Here is a 14608-nt window from a genome sequence, read left to right as displayed (position 1 = left end):
TACCACGCCGAGGGCATCGGCACCCGGTGGTCCCTCGCCCGCCGAAGGCGTCGCCGGTGATCGGCGATCCGGTGGTCCGGGAGGACGACCGGCACCCGCACGGTGACCACAGGGACCCCGCGGCAGCGACGGAGAGCATCCGCAGGCGCCGCTCGCAGCGGCGGGCGCCCGTACCGGCATGCCGAGAAAGCGACATGGCGACCCGCCGCACCGGTCACCCTTCGGTGTGCGCCGAAGTGACCGCCCGCTAGCGTGCCCCCATGAGCGTCGTCACCGCACCCGTCCTCCGCCACCACCCCACGCCGCCGGCCGGGGGTGCGGCGTGACGCCGCTCGAGATGGCGGGGGTGTTCGGCGCCGGTGTCGGGGCCGGGGCCTTGAACGCCGTGGTCGGGTCCGGCACGCTCGTGACGTTCCCCGTGCTGCTCGCCGCCGGGCTGTCGCCCCTCACCGCCACCGTGTCCAACGCCCTCGGGCTCGTCCCCGGCGCCGTCAGCGGGGCCGTCGGCTACCGTCGCGAGCTCGCCGGACAGGGCAGCCGCGTCCGCAAGCTCGGCGCCGGTGCCGCGCTCGGAGGGATCACCGGCGCCGTCCTGCTGCTCGCCCTGCCCGCCGAGGCGTTCGAGACCATCGTGCCCTGTCTCGTCGGGCTGGCCCTCGTTCTCGTCGCCCTCCAGCCGCTGATCAGCCGGAAAGTGCGGGAACGCAGGCCGTCGGACCGCCCCGTGCGGCGGGACGGCGGGCGGCCGCTGTTCGCCGGGCTGACGCTCGCCAGCGTCTACGGCGGCTACTTCGCCGCCGCGCAGGGCATCATCTACCTCTCCCTGATGGGCCTGCTCCTCGACGAGCCGCTCCAGCGGCTCAACGCGGTCAAGAACGTCCTCGCCGCCGTCGTCAACACGGTGGCCGCGGTCTTCTTCCTCTTCGTCGCCGACTTCGACTGGACGGCCGTCGCCCTCATCGCGGCCGGCTCCGCGCTGGGCGGACAGCTCGGGGCGGCGACAGGCCGCCGTTTCCGCCCCGTCGTGCTCCGCGCCCTCGTCATCGCCGTCGGGACCGTCGCCCTCGTCCAGCTCCTCCTGCGCTGAGCCGGGAGCGGGGGAGCGGCGCGCACGGCCGGGGCGCGCTCCGGCTCCACAAAGGCTTCGGCACGCCCCTTGTCATCCGCGTACGCCTGCAGTTCCCTCAGGCAGGGAAACCTTCCTGACCGTCCATCGCGGACGGAGTCCCCCACACGGCACCGGTCCCCGCGCGACATCAGCCTGTCCGAGACCGAAACCGGACCCGCCCCCGAAGCCGACATCGCGAGCCGCCACGAGGACCGTGTCACCGTCCTCCACGAGATCGCCGACGAGCCCGACGGCGTGAGCTGGTCCCGTGCCGAGGAGGACGCGGAGCGGATCGTCCCGGTCGTCCGTGCCGCCGACCGGATCCCCGTGTTCGTCACCGGGTTCGGCACGCGGAACCACGCCGGGGAGGGCGCCGACGACTTCGCGATGTCCCAGCGCTCCCTCGGCCTCATGGCGGAGAAGAAGATCGGCTGGGTCAGCCGGGACTTCTCCGACGACCACCGCACCGGAGCCGTGTTCACCCCGGGCGCCTGCGCCGCCGACGGCCCCTGGGCGGGGACGGCCCCGCTCGGACCCGTCGGCGTGTGGATCCGCGACCGGGTCAGGACGCCGGACGCCTTCCGCACGGAATGAGCCTCCGGGGTGTCCCCGGCCGGCGCCCGACCCACGTCCCGCAGGCGCCGGCCCGCCCCGCACGGCAGGACCGGGTCCACGCACCCGCCGTCCGCGCGCACCGCCACGCTTCGGCGCGCGTTCGGCGGGCACCCGTTTCCGCATCACCACGCGAGCCCGTCGGGCATACGCTGCACAAGGGGGCCCGGTGAGACGGGACCGGAAAGGCGGAGGACGACGTGACGGCCGACCACCCGGACGAGCGACAGGGTCGTGACCACCCGGATACGCACGAGGGCCGTACGGCGGTGGACGCGGGGACGGACGCGTCCCGCACCACCGGCGAGAACCTGCTCCACGGGCTGGAGGTGGACACCCGGCGGCCGGAGCGTCCCGTGCTCCTGGACGCCGACGGCACCCCCATCGAGACCTGGCGCGAGAACCACCCCTACGATCGGAAGATCCGCAGGTCGGAGTACGAACGCACGAAGCGCGTCCTGCAGATCGAGCTGCTGAAGATGCAGCGGTGGGTGAAGGACACCGGCCAGCGGATCGTCGTCGTCTGCGAGGGACGCGACGCGGCCGGCAAGGGCGGCACCATCCAGCGGTTCATGGAACGCCTCAACCCCCGCGGCGCCCGTGTCGTCGCCCTGGAGAAGCCGACCGAACGGGAGGCGGGGCAGTGGTACTTCCAGCGCTACGTGGCCCATCTCCCGGCCCGCGGTGAGATCGTCTTCTTCGACCGCTCCTGGTACAACCGGGCCGGCGTCGAACGGGTCATGGGCTTCTGCTCGGACGAGGAGTACCGGCTGTTCCTCGAGCAGACCCCGCTGTTCGAGCAGCTGCTCACCGACGACGGGATCATGCTGGTGAAGTTCTGGTTCTCGGTCTCCCGAGCCGAGCAGCGCACCCGCTTCGCCATCCGCCAGGTCGACCCGCTGCGGCGCTGGAAGCTGTCGCCGATGGACCTCGAATCGCTGGACCGCTGGGACGACTACACCAAGGCGAAGGTGGAAATGTTCCGCGCCACGGACACCCAGCACGCGCCGTGGACGGTCGTGAAGAACAACGACAAACGGCGGGGGCGGCTGGAGGCGATGCGCAGTCTCCTCGACCGCTGCGACTATCCGGCCAAGGACCACGAGGCCCTCGGCAAACCGGACCCGCTGATCGTGGGCGCGGCCGACACCCTGCTGGAGCCCGGCGAGGAACCGGAGGTCCTGTCCCCGACCCCCCTGGCGGGCCCCGGCCACGGCCCGGGCGCCCACCCGGACGACGAGCAGCGGCCGGGCTCCTGAACCCGGCCGCGCCGTGCTCGCCCCCGGGCGGCCGGGTCCCGGGGCCTCGGCTCACCGGACCGGCCGGGTCCCGGGGGCCGAGGCCCGTCCCGGGCGTCCGGGCGGTTCCGCTCAACCGCGCGGGACCACCCCCAGCCGCGCCGACGCCCTCACCGCACCGACGTCCTCACTCCGACGCCACCGGCACCGTCACCTCACCGGCCCCCGAAGCCTCCGCCCCGCCCGGCACCCGCACCGTGAACGGCCGGTCGGTGCCGGACGCCGTCACCCGCAGCACCTCCCCGTCCCGGCGCACCCGGAACGTCGCCGCCGGCAGGCCCGCCGTGTCCGGCACGGTCACCTCCGCCGTCCAGTCGGGCGCGGCCGGCGGGTGGACCAGCAGCACCGGCGCGTCCAGCCAGTCGCCGTCCGGGCGGGAGTCGTCCCCGGCCAGCGGCAGCACCGCGCCCTCACGGACGTACAGCGGCAGACTGTCGTAGTCGTGGCGCTCGGTGCGCCAGCACGGGCCCGTCGCCCGCTCCCCGCTGAGCAGATGCGTCCAGGTGCCCTCCGGCAGGTACACCTCCACCTCGCCGTCCGCGCTGAACACGGGCGCGACCAGCAGGTCGGGACCCAGCATGTACTGGCGGTCCAGCGGGCGGCACGCCGGGTCGGCCGGGAACTCCAGCAGCATCGGCCGCATCACCGGCACGCCCGTGCGGTGCGCCTCGGCCGCCGCGCCGTACAGGTACGGCATCAACCGGTGCTTGAGCAGTGTGAACCGGCGGGCGACGTCCACCGCCCCGTCGCCGAACTCCCACGGCACGCGGTACGACGTGGAGCCGTGCAGCCTGCTGTGCGAGGACAGCAGGCCGAAGGCCAGCCAGCGGGTGAAGACCTCCGGGTCGGGCGTGCCCTCGAACCCGCCGATGTCGTGGCTCCAGAAGCCGAACCCGCTCAGCGACAGCGACAGTCCGCCGCGCAGCGACTCCGCCATCGCCTCGAAGGACGACCAGCAGTCCCCGCCCCAGTGGACCGGGTACTGCTGGCCGCCGGCGGTCGCGGACCGGGCGAAGAGGACCGCCTCGCCCTGTCCGCGCTCCTTCTCCAGCAGTTCGAACACGGTGCGGTTGTACAGGTGCGTGTAGTAGTTGTGCATCCGCTCGGGGTCCGAGCCGTCGTGCCAGACGACGTCGGTCGGGATGCGCTCGCCGAAGTCGGTCTTGAAGCAGTCCACCCCCTGGTCGAGCAGCGCCTTCAGTTTGCTCTGGAACCAGGCGCGGGCGTCCGGGCTGGTGAAGTCGACCAGGCCCATGCCGGCCTGCCACAGGTCCCACTGCCACACGTCGCCGTTCGGCCGGCGCACCAGGTGCCCGAGCGCGGCGGCCTCCCCGAACAGCGGGGACTTCTGGGCGATGTACGGGTTGATCCACACGCTGACGCGCAGACCCTTGTCCTTGAGGCGGGCCAGCATGCCCTCCGGGTCGGGGAAGACCTCCGGGTCCCACTGGAAGTCGCACCACTGGTACTCGCGCATCCAGAAGCAGTCGAAGTGGAACACCGACAGGGGGATGCCGCGTTCGGCCATGCCGTCGACGAACGAGGTCACCGTCGCCTCGTCGTACGAGGTGGTGAACGAGGTGCTCAGCCACAGGCCGAACGACCAGGCGGGCGGCAGCGCGGGGCGGCCGGTGAGGGCGGTGTAGCGGCCCAGGACGTCCTTCGGGGTCGGGCCGGCGATGACGTAGTACTCCAGCGTCTGGTCCTCGACGCTGAACTGCACCTGGCCGACGGACTCGGAGCCGACCTCGAAGGAGACCGCGCCGGGGTGGTTGACGAAGACGCCGTAGCCGCGTGAGGACAGGTAGAACGGGACGTTCTTGTAGGCCTGCTCGCTGCTGGTGCCGCCGTCGGCCTGCCACACGTCGACGGTCTGGCCGTTCTTGACGAACGGGGTGAAGCGCTCACCCAGGCCGTAGACGTGCTCGCCGACGCCGAGGGACAGCCGGCTCAGCATGTGGTGCGCCCCGTCGGCGGTGGTGGCGTACGCCGTGCTCTTGGCGCCGGCCCGGGTCAGCTCCCGTCCGTCCGCGTCGAGGAAGGTGAGCCCGAAGGCGCCGTCCGCGTCCAGCCGCAGGGTCAGCGGGCCGCTGGTCAGCTCCGTGACCGGCCCGTCCCGGCGCACCTCGCCCACGCCCTCCGCCTCGCCCGCCAGGGCGAAGTGGGGACCGGGGTCGCGCCTGCCGGCGTGATGGGTGACCCGCACGCCGACGACGCCCTCGGCGGGGGAGAAGCAGTCGACCGTGACCAGCGGGGCGTTGAGGGTGTCGCCCCGGCGCGTCACCTTCCGTGTCGCAGCGTAGCTAGTGAAGCGCTTCGATTCCGCGTGAACATCTCGCACCTCGGTGGCGTACGAGATCTGGACGCCGTCGCGGATGCGCCAGAAGCCGTCGGTGAATTTCATGGTCTTCCTCGGGATCGGGAGGGCGGAGAAGATGCGAGAGCCAGCTCTGACCAGGAACTATGACAGGAACCTCAGAGCCTGTCACGCCCTGGGACGAGAAGATCGTGCCCCTGGGGGGCTAGCGCGACCGGCTCGCGCTGACGTATTAGTAATCAGGCCAAACAAATTAAACCCCGGTGCTGCGTCAGATGAAACCCCCACTGCGGCGGTCGGTAATCGAAGCGCTTCACCTGTCATCCCACAGAGCCGCCGGCCCGGCGCAGCCGAGCCGGTCCCACCCAGGGGCACCCACCGTGACAGCACATCCAACGGTTGCCGCACGTCATCCGCGCGGACGCGCGCGCCGAACCGTCTCCTCGCTCGCCACCGCAGCGGTCCTCGTCGCCTCGGCGGCGCTGACCGGCTGCGCCGAGCAGCGCGACGACGACGTCTACACCGTCCTGAACTCCTCGACCGACGAGACCTACCACCGCTGGGACGCCGAGGCGATGGCCCGCTGCGGCAAGCAGCTCGGGGTCACCGTCGAGCAGCAGAGCGTCCCCGCGTCCCAGGTCATGACCAAGGCGTTGCGCATGGCCTCGTCGAAGTCGCTGCCGGACGTCGTGCAGTTCGACGCCTCCGAGATGCCCGTGTTCGCCGAGGCAGGCGGGCTGGTCGACCTGCGCACCCTCGGCCTGTCGACCGACCACGTCCCCGACGGGATCGTCGACTTCGGCTCCTACCGGGGCACCTACTACGGAGCCGCCCGCTCCGTGAACACCCTCGCCCTCTTCTACAACAAGGACGTCCTCGCCGAGGCGGGCGTCCGCACCCCCGCCACCTGGGACGAACTGCGGGAAGCGGCGCGCGAGCTCACCCACGGCAAGCGCTACGGCCTGGCGCTCAGCGCGGGCGGCGCCGAGGACGGGGTCTTCCAGTTCACGCCGTTCATGTGGTCCAACGGCGGAGACGAACGCGAGCTCGACAGCCCGGAGGTCGTCGAGGCGCTCGACTTCTGGAAGGCGCTGCTGAAGGACGGCTCGCTCTCCCGGTCCACGGTCAACTGGACCCAGGCCGACGTCAACGACCAGTTCATGGCCGGGAACGCCGCCATGATGATCAACGGCCCCTGGCAGGTCGAGACCCTCAACAGCGACCCGTCCCTGAACTGGGGCATCGCCGAGATCCCGGTGCCCGAGGCGGGTGCCGACTCGGTGGCCCCGCTCGGCGGCGCCGTGCTCACCGTGCCCCGCACCGGGGACGACGAGCGCCAGCGCACGGCCGGCCGGATCGTCGCCTGCCTGACGAGCGAGAAGGAACAGCTCACCTACGCCCTGAACAGCTGGATGGTCCCGGCCGACGAACGGGCCGCCGCCCGCTGGCGGGCGCGGGTGCCCGAACTGGACGCGCTGGCCGACCAGGTCGCCGCCGCCCGCTCCCGCACCGCCCAGCTCGGCGCCGGCTGGCCGGCCGTCTCCCTCGCCCTGCAGAGCGCCTTCCAGTCCGCCCTGACCGGCCAGTCCAGCGAGGCCGCCCTGAAGCGCGCCCAGCAGCGGGCCACGAGCGGGAACTGAGGTACGCCCCCATGACCACGTCCACCGTCACCGCCCCGCCGTCCGCCGCCGCGGGCAAGCCGGCCGCGCCGGACCCGGCCCGCGCCCGCCGGCGCCGCAGACTCGCCCAGTGGGGCTTCGTCGCGCCCGCCGTCGTCTTCATGCTGCTGTTCTTCGGCTACCCGCTCGTCCGCAACGTCGTGATGAGCTTCCAGCACTACACGCCGAAGACCTTCTTCACCGGCGAGGCCCCCTTCAACGGCGTCGACAACTGGTCGTCCGTCTTCCGCGACGCCCTCTTCGGCAAGGCCCTCTGGCACACCCTCGTCTTCACCGCGGGCTCCCTGCTCGGCCAGTTCTGCATCGGCCTCGCCCTCGCCGTCTTCTTCAACCGCCGCTTCCCCCTCGGCGGCGTCCTGCGCTCGCTGATCCTGCTGCCCTGGCTGGTGCCCATGGTGGTGTCCGGCATCGTCTGGCGCCGCATCCTCGACCAGGACACCGGCGTACTGAACGCCTTCCTCGACACCCTCGGCCTCGGCGGGGGCACCCCGTGGCTGACCAGCCCCGGCATGGCGCTGCTCTCGGTGATCCTGGTGAACATCTGGATCGGCATCCCGTTCAACATGGTCATCCTCTACGGCGGCCTCCAGGAGATCCCCAAGGAGCTGTACGAGGCGGCCTCCCTGGACGGCGCCTCCGCCTGGCGCGCCTTCCGCTCCGTCACCCTGCCGATGCTGAAGCCGGTGATCACGGTCGTGCTGGTGCTGGGCTTCATGTCGACGGTGAAGATCCTCGACCTGATCCTCGCCCTCACCGACGGCGGCCCCGCCGACGCCACCCAGACCCTGGGCACGCTCACCTACCAGAACTCCTTCGTGGAGCTGGACTTCGGCGCCGGCGCGGTCGTCGGCAACGTCCTGATCCTGATCTCCGCCGTGTTCGCGGTGTTCTACCTGCGGGCCAACCGCACCGAGGGGAAGTGACCGACATGGCCGCCCACGCGCCCACCGCGCCCCGCCGCCGCTGGGGCTCCACCGTCGCGGGCCTGCTCGTCCTCGCGGTGATGCTGTTCCCGCTGTACTGGATGCTCAACACCGCGCTCCAGCCCGACTCCGGCCTCCTCCAGGTCGACCCGGTCCCGTCGGGTCTCGACCTCTCCGGGTTCACCAAGGCCCTCACCGACCAGGGCGGCAACCTGCTGACCTCCCTGCTGGTGTCCGTCGGCGCCGTCGCGATCTGCCTCGCGATCGCCGCGCCCGCCGCCTACGGCCTGGCCCGCTTCGGTCTGCGCGGCTCGCGCACCATGGTGTTCGGCACCCTGATCACCCAGATGGTGCCGGGCATCGTCATCGCCAACGCCCTCTACACCTCCTACGTCGACCTGGGCCTGGTGAACTCCTATGCCGGCCTGATGCTCGCGGACGCCTCGCTCGGCATCCCCTTCTCCATCGTGCTGATGCGCTCCTTCATGGTGTCCATCCCCGGAGAGGTGATCGAGGCCGCCGAGATCGACGGGGCCGGGCCGGTACGGGTGTTCCTGCGGGTGGTGCTGCCGATGAGCCGCAACGCCCTGATCACCTCCGGCCTGTTCGCCTTCCTGTTCGCGTGGAGCGACTTCATGTTCGCCCTCACCCTGAACACCACGGACGACGTCAAACCGATCACACTGGGCATCTACCAGTACATCGGCGCACACGTCGGGGACTGGGGCGCGGTCATGGCCGCGGCCGTGCTCTCCGCCGTACCCGCCGCGATCCTGCTCGTCCTCGCCCAGAAGTACATCGCCGCCGGCATCACCGGAGGCTCAGTCAAGTGACCACCGCACACACCGAGACGGACTCGACCCGCATGAGCGACTTCCCCCGGTTCCCGCCCGGCTTCGTCTTCGGCGCCGCCACCGCCTCCTACCAGATCGAGGGGGCGGCCCGGGAGGACGGGCGCGGCCCGTCGATCTGGGACACCTACAGCCACACCCCCGGCCGGGTCGCGAACGGCGACACCGGCGACGTCGCCTGCGACCACTACCACCGCTACCCGGAGGACGTGGCCCTGCTGCGCGACCTCGGCGTGGACTCGTACCGCTTCTCCGTGGCGTGGCCGCGGATCGTGCCCGACGGCACCGGCCCGGTGAACCCCAAGGGCCTCGACTTCTACTCCCGGCTGGTCGACGAACTCCTCGACGCGGGCATCGAGCCGGCCGTCACCCTCTACCACTGGGACCTCCCGCAGGCCCTGGAGGACCGTGGCGGCTGGCGGGTGCGGGAGACCGCGGAGCGGTTCGCCGCGTACACGGCCGTCGTCGCGGACCGCCTGGGCGACCGGGTGCCGCGCTGGATCACCCTGAACGAACCGTGGTGCAGCGCCTTCCTCGGCTACTCCGTCGGCCGCCACGCCCCCGGCGCCCGCGAGGGCCGGGGCGCGCTCGCCGCCGCCCACCACCTGCTGGTCGGCCACGGACTCGCCGTGCAGGCCCTGCGCGCGGCGGGTGTCCGCGAGGCCGGCATCACCCTCAACCTCGACCACCATCTGCCCGCGACGGACTCCGACGCCGACCGGGCGGCGGTGGTGCGCGCCGACACCCTGCACAACCTGGTGTGGACGGAGCCGATCCTCGCCGGGCGCTACCCGGACACCGAGGAGGAGACCTGGGGCGAGCTGATCACCGGGCAGGACTTCCGCCGCGACGGCGACCTGGAGCTGATCGCGCAGCCGCTGGACTTCCTCGGCGTCAACTACTACCGCCCGATCGTGGTGGCCGACGCCCCCCACCGGGAGAGCGATCCCGCCCTGCGGGTGGCGACCGACAACCGCTACACCGAGGAGCCCATGCCGGGCGTGCGGCGCACCGCCATGGGCTGGCCGGTGGCCCCCGGCACCCTCACCGACCTCCTGACGGACCTGAAGGAGCAGTACGGGGACGCCCTGCCGCCGGTCCACATCACGGAGAACGGCTCCGCCGAGGACGACGAGGTGGCCCCCGACGGCGCCGTGCACGACACCGACCGCGTGCACTACCTGCGCGACCACCTCACCGCGCTGCGCGCCGCGATCGACGCGGGCGTCGACGTCCGCGGCTACTACGTGTGGTCGCTGCTGGACAACTTCGAGTGGGCCTTCGGCTACGACAAGCGGTTCGGCATCGTCCGCGTCGACTACGCCACCCAGCGGCGCATCCCGAAGGACAGCTACCACTGGTACCGCCGCATGATCGCCGCCCAGCGGTCCTGACGGGGACGCGCCCCGGGCGGCCGTGGCGGCGTCCACGTCCGCCGCGGGGTGCGCGGCGGCCGGCCGCCCCCGTGGTCCGGCAGGGCCTCGTGCGGCGCGGCCGGCGTACGGGCCGGCTCGTCGGACGGGTGCCGGGGGACCCCGGAGCCGGCGTCCCGCGCCTCCGTGACGCCGTCGGTACAGGCACCGCCTGGAGGCGGGGCGGGTCGCCAGGCAGGGCGCGCGGTCCGAGCGGCCCGCGGCCCGCAGTCCAGCGTCCCGGACTCGCCGGCGGAAGCCCCGGGAGACGATCGGGCGACGTCGAGGGGACGGCACACACCGCGGTGCGCCGGCCGGACCCGCGACGGGCCCGGCCGGGCGGGCCGTCAGGGCGGGCCGTCAGGGCGCGGGCACCTCGTCCACGAACGAGGTGCCCGCGGCACGGTAGGCGTCGATCTTCGCCGCGACCTGGGCGGGCGTCAGCACCTGGTCCTTGACGTGCAGGACGTAGTCGACCTGCTGGTGGTAGGAGCGGGGCGTGGTCGACCGCTGGCCCTCCAGGTCGATCAGCCACTGGTTGAAGTTGATCGACATCGGCCGCTCCGGCAGGTACGCGGCGTCGTGGGTGCCGAAGTGGCGGCCGTCGACGTAGTACGTGATGCCGGAGTCGTCGATGGTGACGACCAGGTCGTGCCAGCCGGCGAAGCTCTGGCGGCTCTCGCTGTGCTGGTTGACGGCCTGCCAGGGATCGGGATTGTAGGTCTCCCAGGACGTCGTGTACAGGATCGAGGACGGCTCGCCCCAGCCGCCGTTGGGCAGGTACTCGAAGTCGTACTCGGCGTAGTCGTCGGCCATCGGCGCCTTGAGGTCGTTGATGGTGAAGAACGTCTGCACGACGCGGTCGCCGTCCGGGCCGGAGACGGGGGCGTCGGAGAAGCGCACCCGGGCCGCGTAGGTGCCGTACGCGAACTTCATGCTCCGGGTGAGGATCTCGGTGTGCGTGGTGGAGGCGCCCGTGCCCGCGGTGGACGTCTCCAGGTCCATCACCGAGTTCCCGCCCGAGGAGCTGAAGGTCACCCTCGACGGGTCCCAGGTCGCGCCGGGCACCCCGGGTCCGCCCGCGTTGGAGCGGACGCTCCAGCCGTGCGCCGCGAGGTCCGGGTCGGTGTGCGACGCGTAGTCGAAGTCGTCGAACAGCGTCTGACCGCCCTCACCGGGCGGGTCGGTGGGATCCGTGGGGTCGGTCGGGCCGTCGCCCTCGGGGCCCGCGCCCCACACGGTGGCGCCCGCGAGTCGCGCGGTCACCTTGTCCCAGTCGGCGTACGACGTCCGCGCCGCGCCGAAGGAGTAGTCGTCGCTCTGCCGCAGCGTCCGCCAGTCCGCCCGGTGGAACCGCAGTTGCAGGTCGCCGGTGTCGGCGCCGGGCGCCAGCGACCCGGCGGACGGGGTGAACCCGATCTCCAGGTAGCGGTCGGCCGTCGCGGTGGGCCGCGGGAGCGTGCCGAACGTGCCGGTGACGGCCGGGCAGTCGACGACCGCCCAGGAGCAGGCGAAACGGTACGTGGCGTCGGGGGCTTCGGCCTTGAAGTAGTAGCGGATCTTCACCTGGCTCAACCGCACAGGAGCGGAGCCGGTGTTGCGGACCTTGAACCAGGGCTCGCTCTGGTCGGCGGTGGCCCCGGGGGCGCTCGTGCGGTACTGCACGGCGAGCGCGCCGTCCGCGGCGGTGGCCGCGGGCGCGGGGAGCCCGGTGAGGGCGGCGGCGCCCAGCAGGGCGGTGAGGGCGAGTGCCGCGCGGGCGCGGCGGCCGGTGGGACGAGTACGCATCCGTGGTCCTTTCGCGGTGGGGGGTGGCGCACGGTGGTGCGTCCGCGCGGCGGGCGTGGGGCGCCGCCCGGCGCGGGCTCGCGGTGACGGACCGGTCCCCGGAACTGACCAGTTGTCCGCCGAGGCCTTACCAGTTGATGTCGAGAGAAGGTGGCATAGACCAATAGGCACGTCAACCCTGCGCGTCGGAAACGGAGTCGGCGTTGCCGAAGGCGGCCCTGGTGGCGGCCGGACCAGTTAAGGTCGGGGCATACCAGTCGCCCCGCGCCCCGCCCGCGGCCGACGACGAGGGAGACCCGTATGGCCGTCGATCCCGCCGCCTCGGGTGCGGTGCTCAAGCGTGAACGGGTGCGCGACGCACTCCTCGAACTCATCGAGACCCGCCGCCCCGGCGACGCCGTCCCCTCCGAGCGCGTCCTCTGCGCCCGGCTCGGCGTCTCACGCCCGACCGTGCGGGCCGCGGTCGACGAACTCGTGGTCGCGGGACTGCTGGTGCGCGAGCACGGCCGGGGCATGTTCGTGGCCGCCGAGAAGATCACCCAGGAACTGGTGCCGGAGCACGGCGCGTTGACCGTGCCGCGGGCCAAGGGCGTGTGGACCAGCCGCGTCCTCGAGTTCCGCACGCTCCCGGCCGGCGCCCGGGTGGGCCGCAGACTGCGCGTGTCACCGGCCGCCCGGATCCGGTACGCGGCCCGGCTGCGGCTGGTGGACGGCGCCCCGATGGCCATCGAGCACCTGCACCTCCCCGCCGGCCTGGTGCCCGGCCTCACCGAGGCGGAGCTCGAACAGGGCGATCTGTACGAGCATTTCCGGGAACGGCACGGGGTGCGGGTCAGCGAGGCCGTGCAGTCCGTCGAGCCGACCGTGACGACCCGCGCGGAGGCGGAGCTGCTGGACGTGCCCGAGCTGTCACCGGCCCTCCTGTTCGAGCGCCTCACCACCGATACCGCCGGCCGTCCGGTGGAGTACGTCCACTCCGTCTACCGGGGCGACCGCTACCGGATCGTGTCCCGGCTCGCCCTGGGCCCGGCCGCCCCGCGCGCGGGAGGGGCGGAAGCGGCCAAGGGGGACCACCACCCGGGTTTCCCGCCCGGCGACCTCCCGTCCCACGGCCCGGTCAGCTTCTCGGCGCACGGAGTCGTGCAGCGCGGCTGAGCCGCTGCCTCCGGCGGGCCGCGAGAGCGTGCGGAACCTCCGGCTCCCGCACGGTCGCCCCCACCATTGACAGGTCCATACCAACGCGCAACTCTCGGTGAGAGCGCTCTCACAACGGTTCTCGGCCACTGTCGAACGGAGAACGAGCATGCTGCGCACCCTCAGACGCCGGATCACGGCGGTGGCGCTGGGCATCGCCACCGCACTCGGCGGGTCCTGGCTCGCCGCCGGGGTCCCGTCCCCCGCGCACGCCGCGGTCCCGGCCACCGTCCCGCTGACCATCACCAACACCTCGGGCCGCGCGGAGCCGGTCCACATCTACAACCTCGGCACCGAGCTGTCGTCCGGCCGGCAGGGCTGGGCGGACGCGAGCGGCGCCTTCCACCCCTGGCCCGCCGGCGGCAACCCGCCGACACCCGCACCCGACGCCTCCATACCGGGCCCGGCGCCCGGCCGGTCCACGACCATCCAGGTCCCCAGGCTCTCCGGCCGGATCTACTTCTCCTACGGCCGCAAGATGGAGTTCCGGCTGACCACCGGCGGCCTCGTGCAGCCCGCCGTGCAGAACCCCACGGACCCCCACCGCGACATCCTCTTCAACTGGTCCGAGTACACGTTCAACAACGACGGACTGTGGATCAACAGCACCCAGGTCGACATGTTCTCCGCGCCCTACACGGTGGGCGTGCAGCGCGGCGACGGCACCACGCTGAGCACCGGCAAGCTGCGGCCCGGCGGCTACCGCGGCGTGTTCAACGCCCTCAGAGGACAGCCCGGCGGCTGGGCCAACCTCATCCAGACCCGCTCCGACGGCACCGTGCTGCGCGCCCTGTCCCCGCTGTACGGGGTGGAGACCGGCGCCCTCCCGGCCTCGATCACGGACGACTACGTCAACCGGGTCTGGGACAAGTACACCCGCACGGACCTGGTCGTCACGCCCTTCGCCGACCGCCCCGACGTCCGGTACACCGGCCGGGTCTCCGGAGGCGTCCTGCGGTTCACCGACGGCTCCGGCAACGTCGTCACCACCTTCCAGAAGCCGGACGCCTCGTCCGTCTTCGGCTGCCACCGGCTCCTCGACGCGCCCAACGACCAGGTGCGCGGCCCCATCTCGCGCACCCTGTGCGCGGGCTTCCACCGCACCACCCTGCTCGCCAACCCCCACCAGCCCGACCGGAGCGCGGCCGGCTTCTACCAGGAGCCGGTCACCAACCACTACGCGCGGATCATCCACGCGCACATGGTCGACGGGAAGGCGTACGGCTTCGCCTTCGACGACGTCGGCCACCACGAGTCGCTCGTCCACGACGGCGCTCCGCGCCAGGCGTTCCTGACGCTCGCCCCGTTCGACTGACCGTTCCCGCGCACCGCCCCCGGCCGGTCCGCCGGCCGGGGGCGGACGCACCCGACGCCCCGCCGGCACACGCCTGTTGTGTCCCGCGATCACCACGGCCCCCCGGGCACC

The 14608-nt window shown here is 72.5% G+C and carries 11 protein-coding genes; 9 read left to right on the top strand and 2 right to left on the bottom strand.

Features of this window, described 5'->3' with window-relative positions; translation table 11 throughout:
• Positions 1 to 337 precede the first annotated feature (337 nt).
• The 3 genes from C1708_RS01995 to ppk2 all read left to right on the top strand — a co-directional run bounded on the left by C1708_RS01995 (position 338) and on the right by ppk2 (position 2979).
• Entirely contained in the window at positions 338 to 1087 is a 750-nt protein-coding gene (locus C1708_RS01995; protein ID WP_391663709.1) for a sulfite exporter TauE/SafE family protein, read from the top strand.
• A gap of 276 nt (positions 1088 to 1363) precedes the next feature.
• Entirely contained in the window at positions 1364 to 1702 is a 339-nt protein-coding gene (locus C1708_RS01990) for a hypothetical protein (protein WP_241911135.1), read from the top strand.
• Positions 1703 to 1920: 218 nt separating this feature from the next.
• Positions 1921 to 2979, top strand: coding sequence for a polyphosphate kinase 2 (gene ppk2, locus C1708_RS01985; RefSeq protein WP_391663649.1), 1059 nt, complete (start codon positions 1921 to 1923; stop codon positions 2977 to 2979).
• A gap of 166 nt (positions 2980 to 3145) precedes the next feature.
• Here ppk2 and yicI read toward each other — a convergent pair whose 3' ends face one another.
• On the bottom strand, positions 3146 to 5422 hold the full coding sequence (gene yicI / locus C1708_RS01980; RefSeq protein ID WP_106410993.1) for an alpha-xylosidase: 2277 nt from the start codon (positions 5420 to 5422) through the stop codon (positions 3146 to 3148).
• 293 nt (positions 5423 to 5715) lie between these two features.
• On the opposite strand from yicI, the gene C1708_RS01975 reads away from it, so the two are divergent.
• From C1708_RS01975 to C1708_RS01960, 4 genes are read left to right on the top strand one after another with little or no spacing between them, the layout of a single operon-like run.
• A complete protein-coding gene (locus tag C1708_RS01975; RefSeq protein WP_106410992.1) occupies positions 5716 to 6975 on the top strand; it encodes an ABC transporter substrate-binding protein in 1260 nt (419 codons plus the stop codon).
• An 11-nt stretch (positions 6976 to 6986) separates the two neighbouring features.
• Complete coding sequence (locus tag C1708_RS01970) at positions 6987 to 7937, top strand: carbohydrate ABC transporter permease (RefSeq protein WP_106410991.1); 951 nt, start codon at positions 6987 to 6989, stop codon at positions 7935 to 7937.
• A 5-nt stretch (positions 7938 to 7942) separates the two neighbouring features.
• A complete protein-coding gene (locus C1708_RS01965; protein ID WP_106416106.1) occupies positions 7943 to 8770 on the top strand; it encodes a carbohydrate ABC transporter permease in 828 nt (275 codons plus the stop codon).
• Between the two features lie 32 nt (positions 8771 to 8802).
• The gene (locus C1708_RS01960; RefSeq protein WP_106416105.1) at positions 8803 to 10182 is read left to right on the top strand and encodes a GH1 family beta-glucosidase; all 1380 of its coding nucleotides are present in this window, start codon (positions 8803 to 8805) and stop codon (positions 10180 to 10182) included.
• A gap of 378 nt (positions 10183 to 10560) precedes the next feature.
• Here the strand turns inward: C1708_RS01960 and C1708_RS01955 are convergent, their stop codons facing one another.
• Positions 10561 to 11988: a cellulose binding domain-containing protein gene (locus C1708_RS01955; protein ID WP_106410990.1), complete on the bottom strand. Its 1428-nt coding sequence runs from the start codon at positions 11986 to 11988 to the stop codon at positions 10561 to 10563.
• A 300-nt stretch (positions 11989 to 12288) separates the two neighbouring features.
• Between C1708_RS01955 and C1708_RS01950 the strand changes: the two genes are divergently transcribed.
• Both C1708_RS01950 and C1708_RS01945 read left to right on the top strand, forming a co-directional pair.
• Positions 12289 to 13143, top strand: a complete 855-nt coding sequence (locus C1708_RS01950) for a GntR family transcriptional regulator (RefSeq protein WP_106410989.1) — start codon at positions 12289 to 12291, stop codon at positions 13141 to 13143.
• Positions 13144 to 13291: 148 nt separating this feature from the next.
• On the top strand, positions 13292 to 14497 hold the full coding sequence (locus C1708_RS01945; protein WP_106410988.1) for a glycoside hydrolase family 64 protein: 1206 nt from the start codon (positions 13292 to 13294) through the stop codon (positions 14495 to 14497).
• Positions 14498 to 14608: the final 111 nt, after the last annotated feature.

Source organism: Streptomyces sp. DH-12, from assembly GCF_002899455.1.
Classification (GTDB): Bacteria; Actinomycetota; Actinomycetes; order Streptomycetales; family Streptomycetaceae; genus Streptomyces.
Note: the sequence above shows the minus strand (reverse complement) of the source record. Positions and strands in the feature narration are given on the sequence as shown.

Coding starts and splice junctions, on each gene's coding strand:
- C1708_RS01995 (WP_391663709.1), top strand. CDS start 338: ATGGCGGGGGTGTTCGGCGCCGGTGTCGGGGCCGGGGCCTTGAACGCC.
- C1708_RS01955 (WP_106410990.1), bottom strand. CDS start 11,988: ATGCGTACTCGTCCCACCGGCCGCCGCGCCCGCGCGGCACTCGCCCTC.
- C1708_RS01950 (WP_106410989.1), top strand. CDS start 12,289: ATGGCCGTCGATCCCGCCGCCTCGGGTGCGGTGCTCAAGCGTGAACGG.
- C1708_RS01970 (WP_106410991.1), top strand. CDS start 6,987: ATGACCACGTCCACCGTCACCGCCCCGCCGTCCGCCGCCGCGGGCAAG.
- C1708_RS01945 (WP_106410988.1), top strand. CDS start 13,292: ATGCTGCGCACCCTCAGACGCCGGATCACGGCGGTGGCGCTGGGCATC.
- C1708_RS01965 (WP_106416106.1), top strand. CDS start 7,943: ATGGCCGCCCACGCGCCCACCGCGCCCCGCCGCCGCTGGGGCTCCACC.
- yicI (WP_106410993.1), bottom strand. CDS start 5,422: ATGAAATTCACCGACGGCTTCTGGCGCATCCGCGACGGCGTCCAGATC.
- C1708_RS01960 (WP_106416105.1), top strand. CDS start 8,803: ATGAGCGACTTCCCCCGGTTCCCGCCCGGCTTCGTCTTCGGCGCCGCC.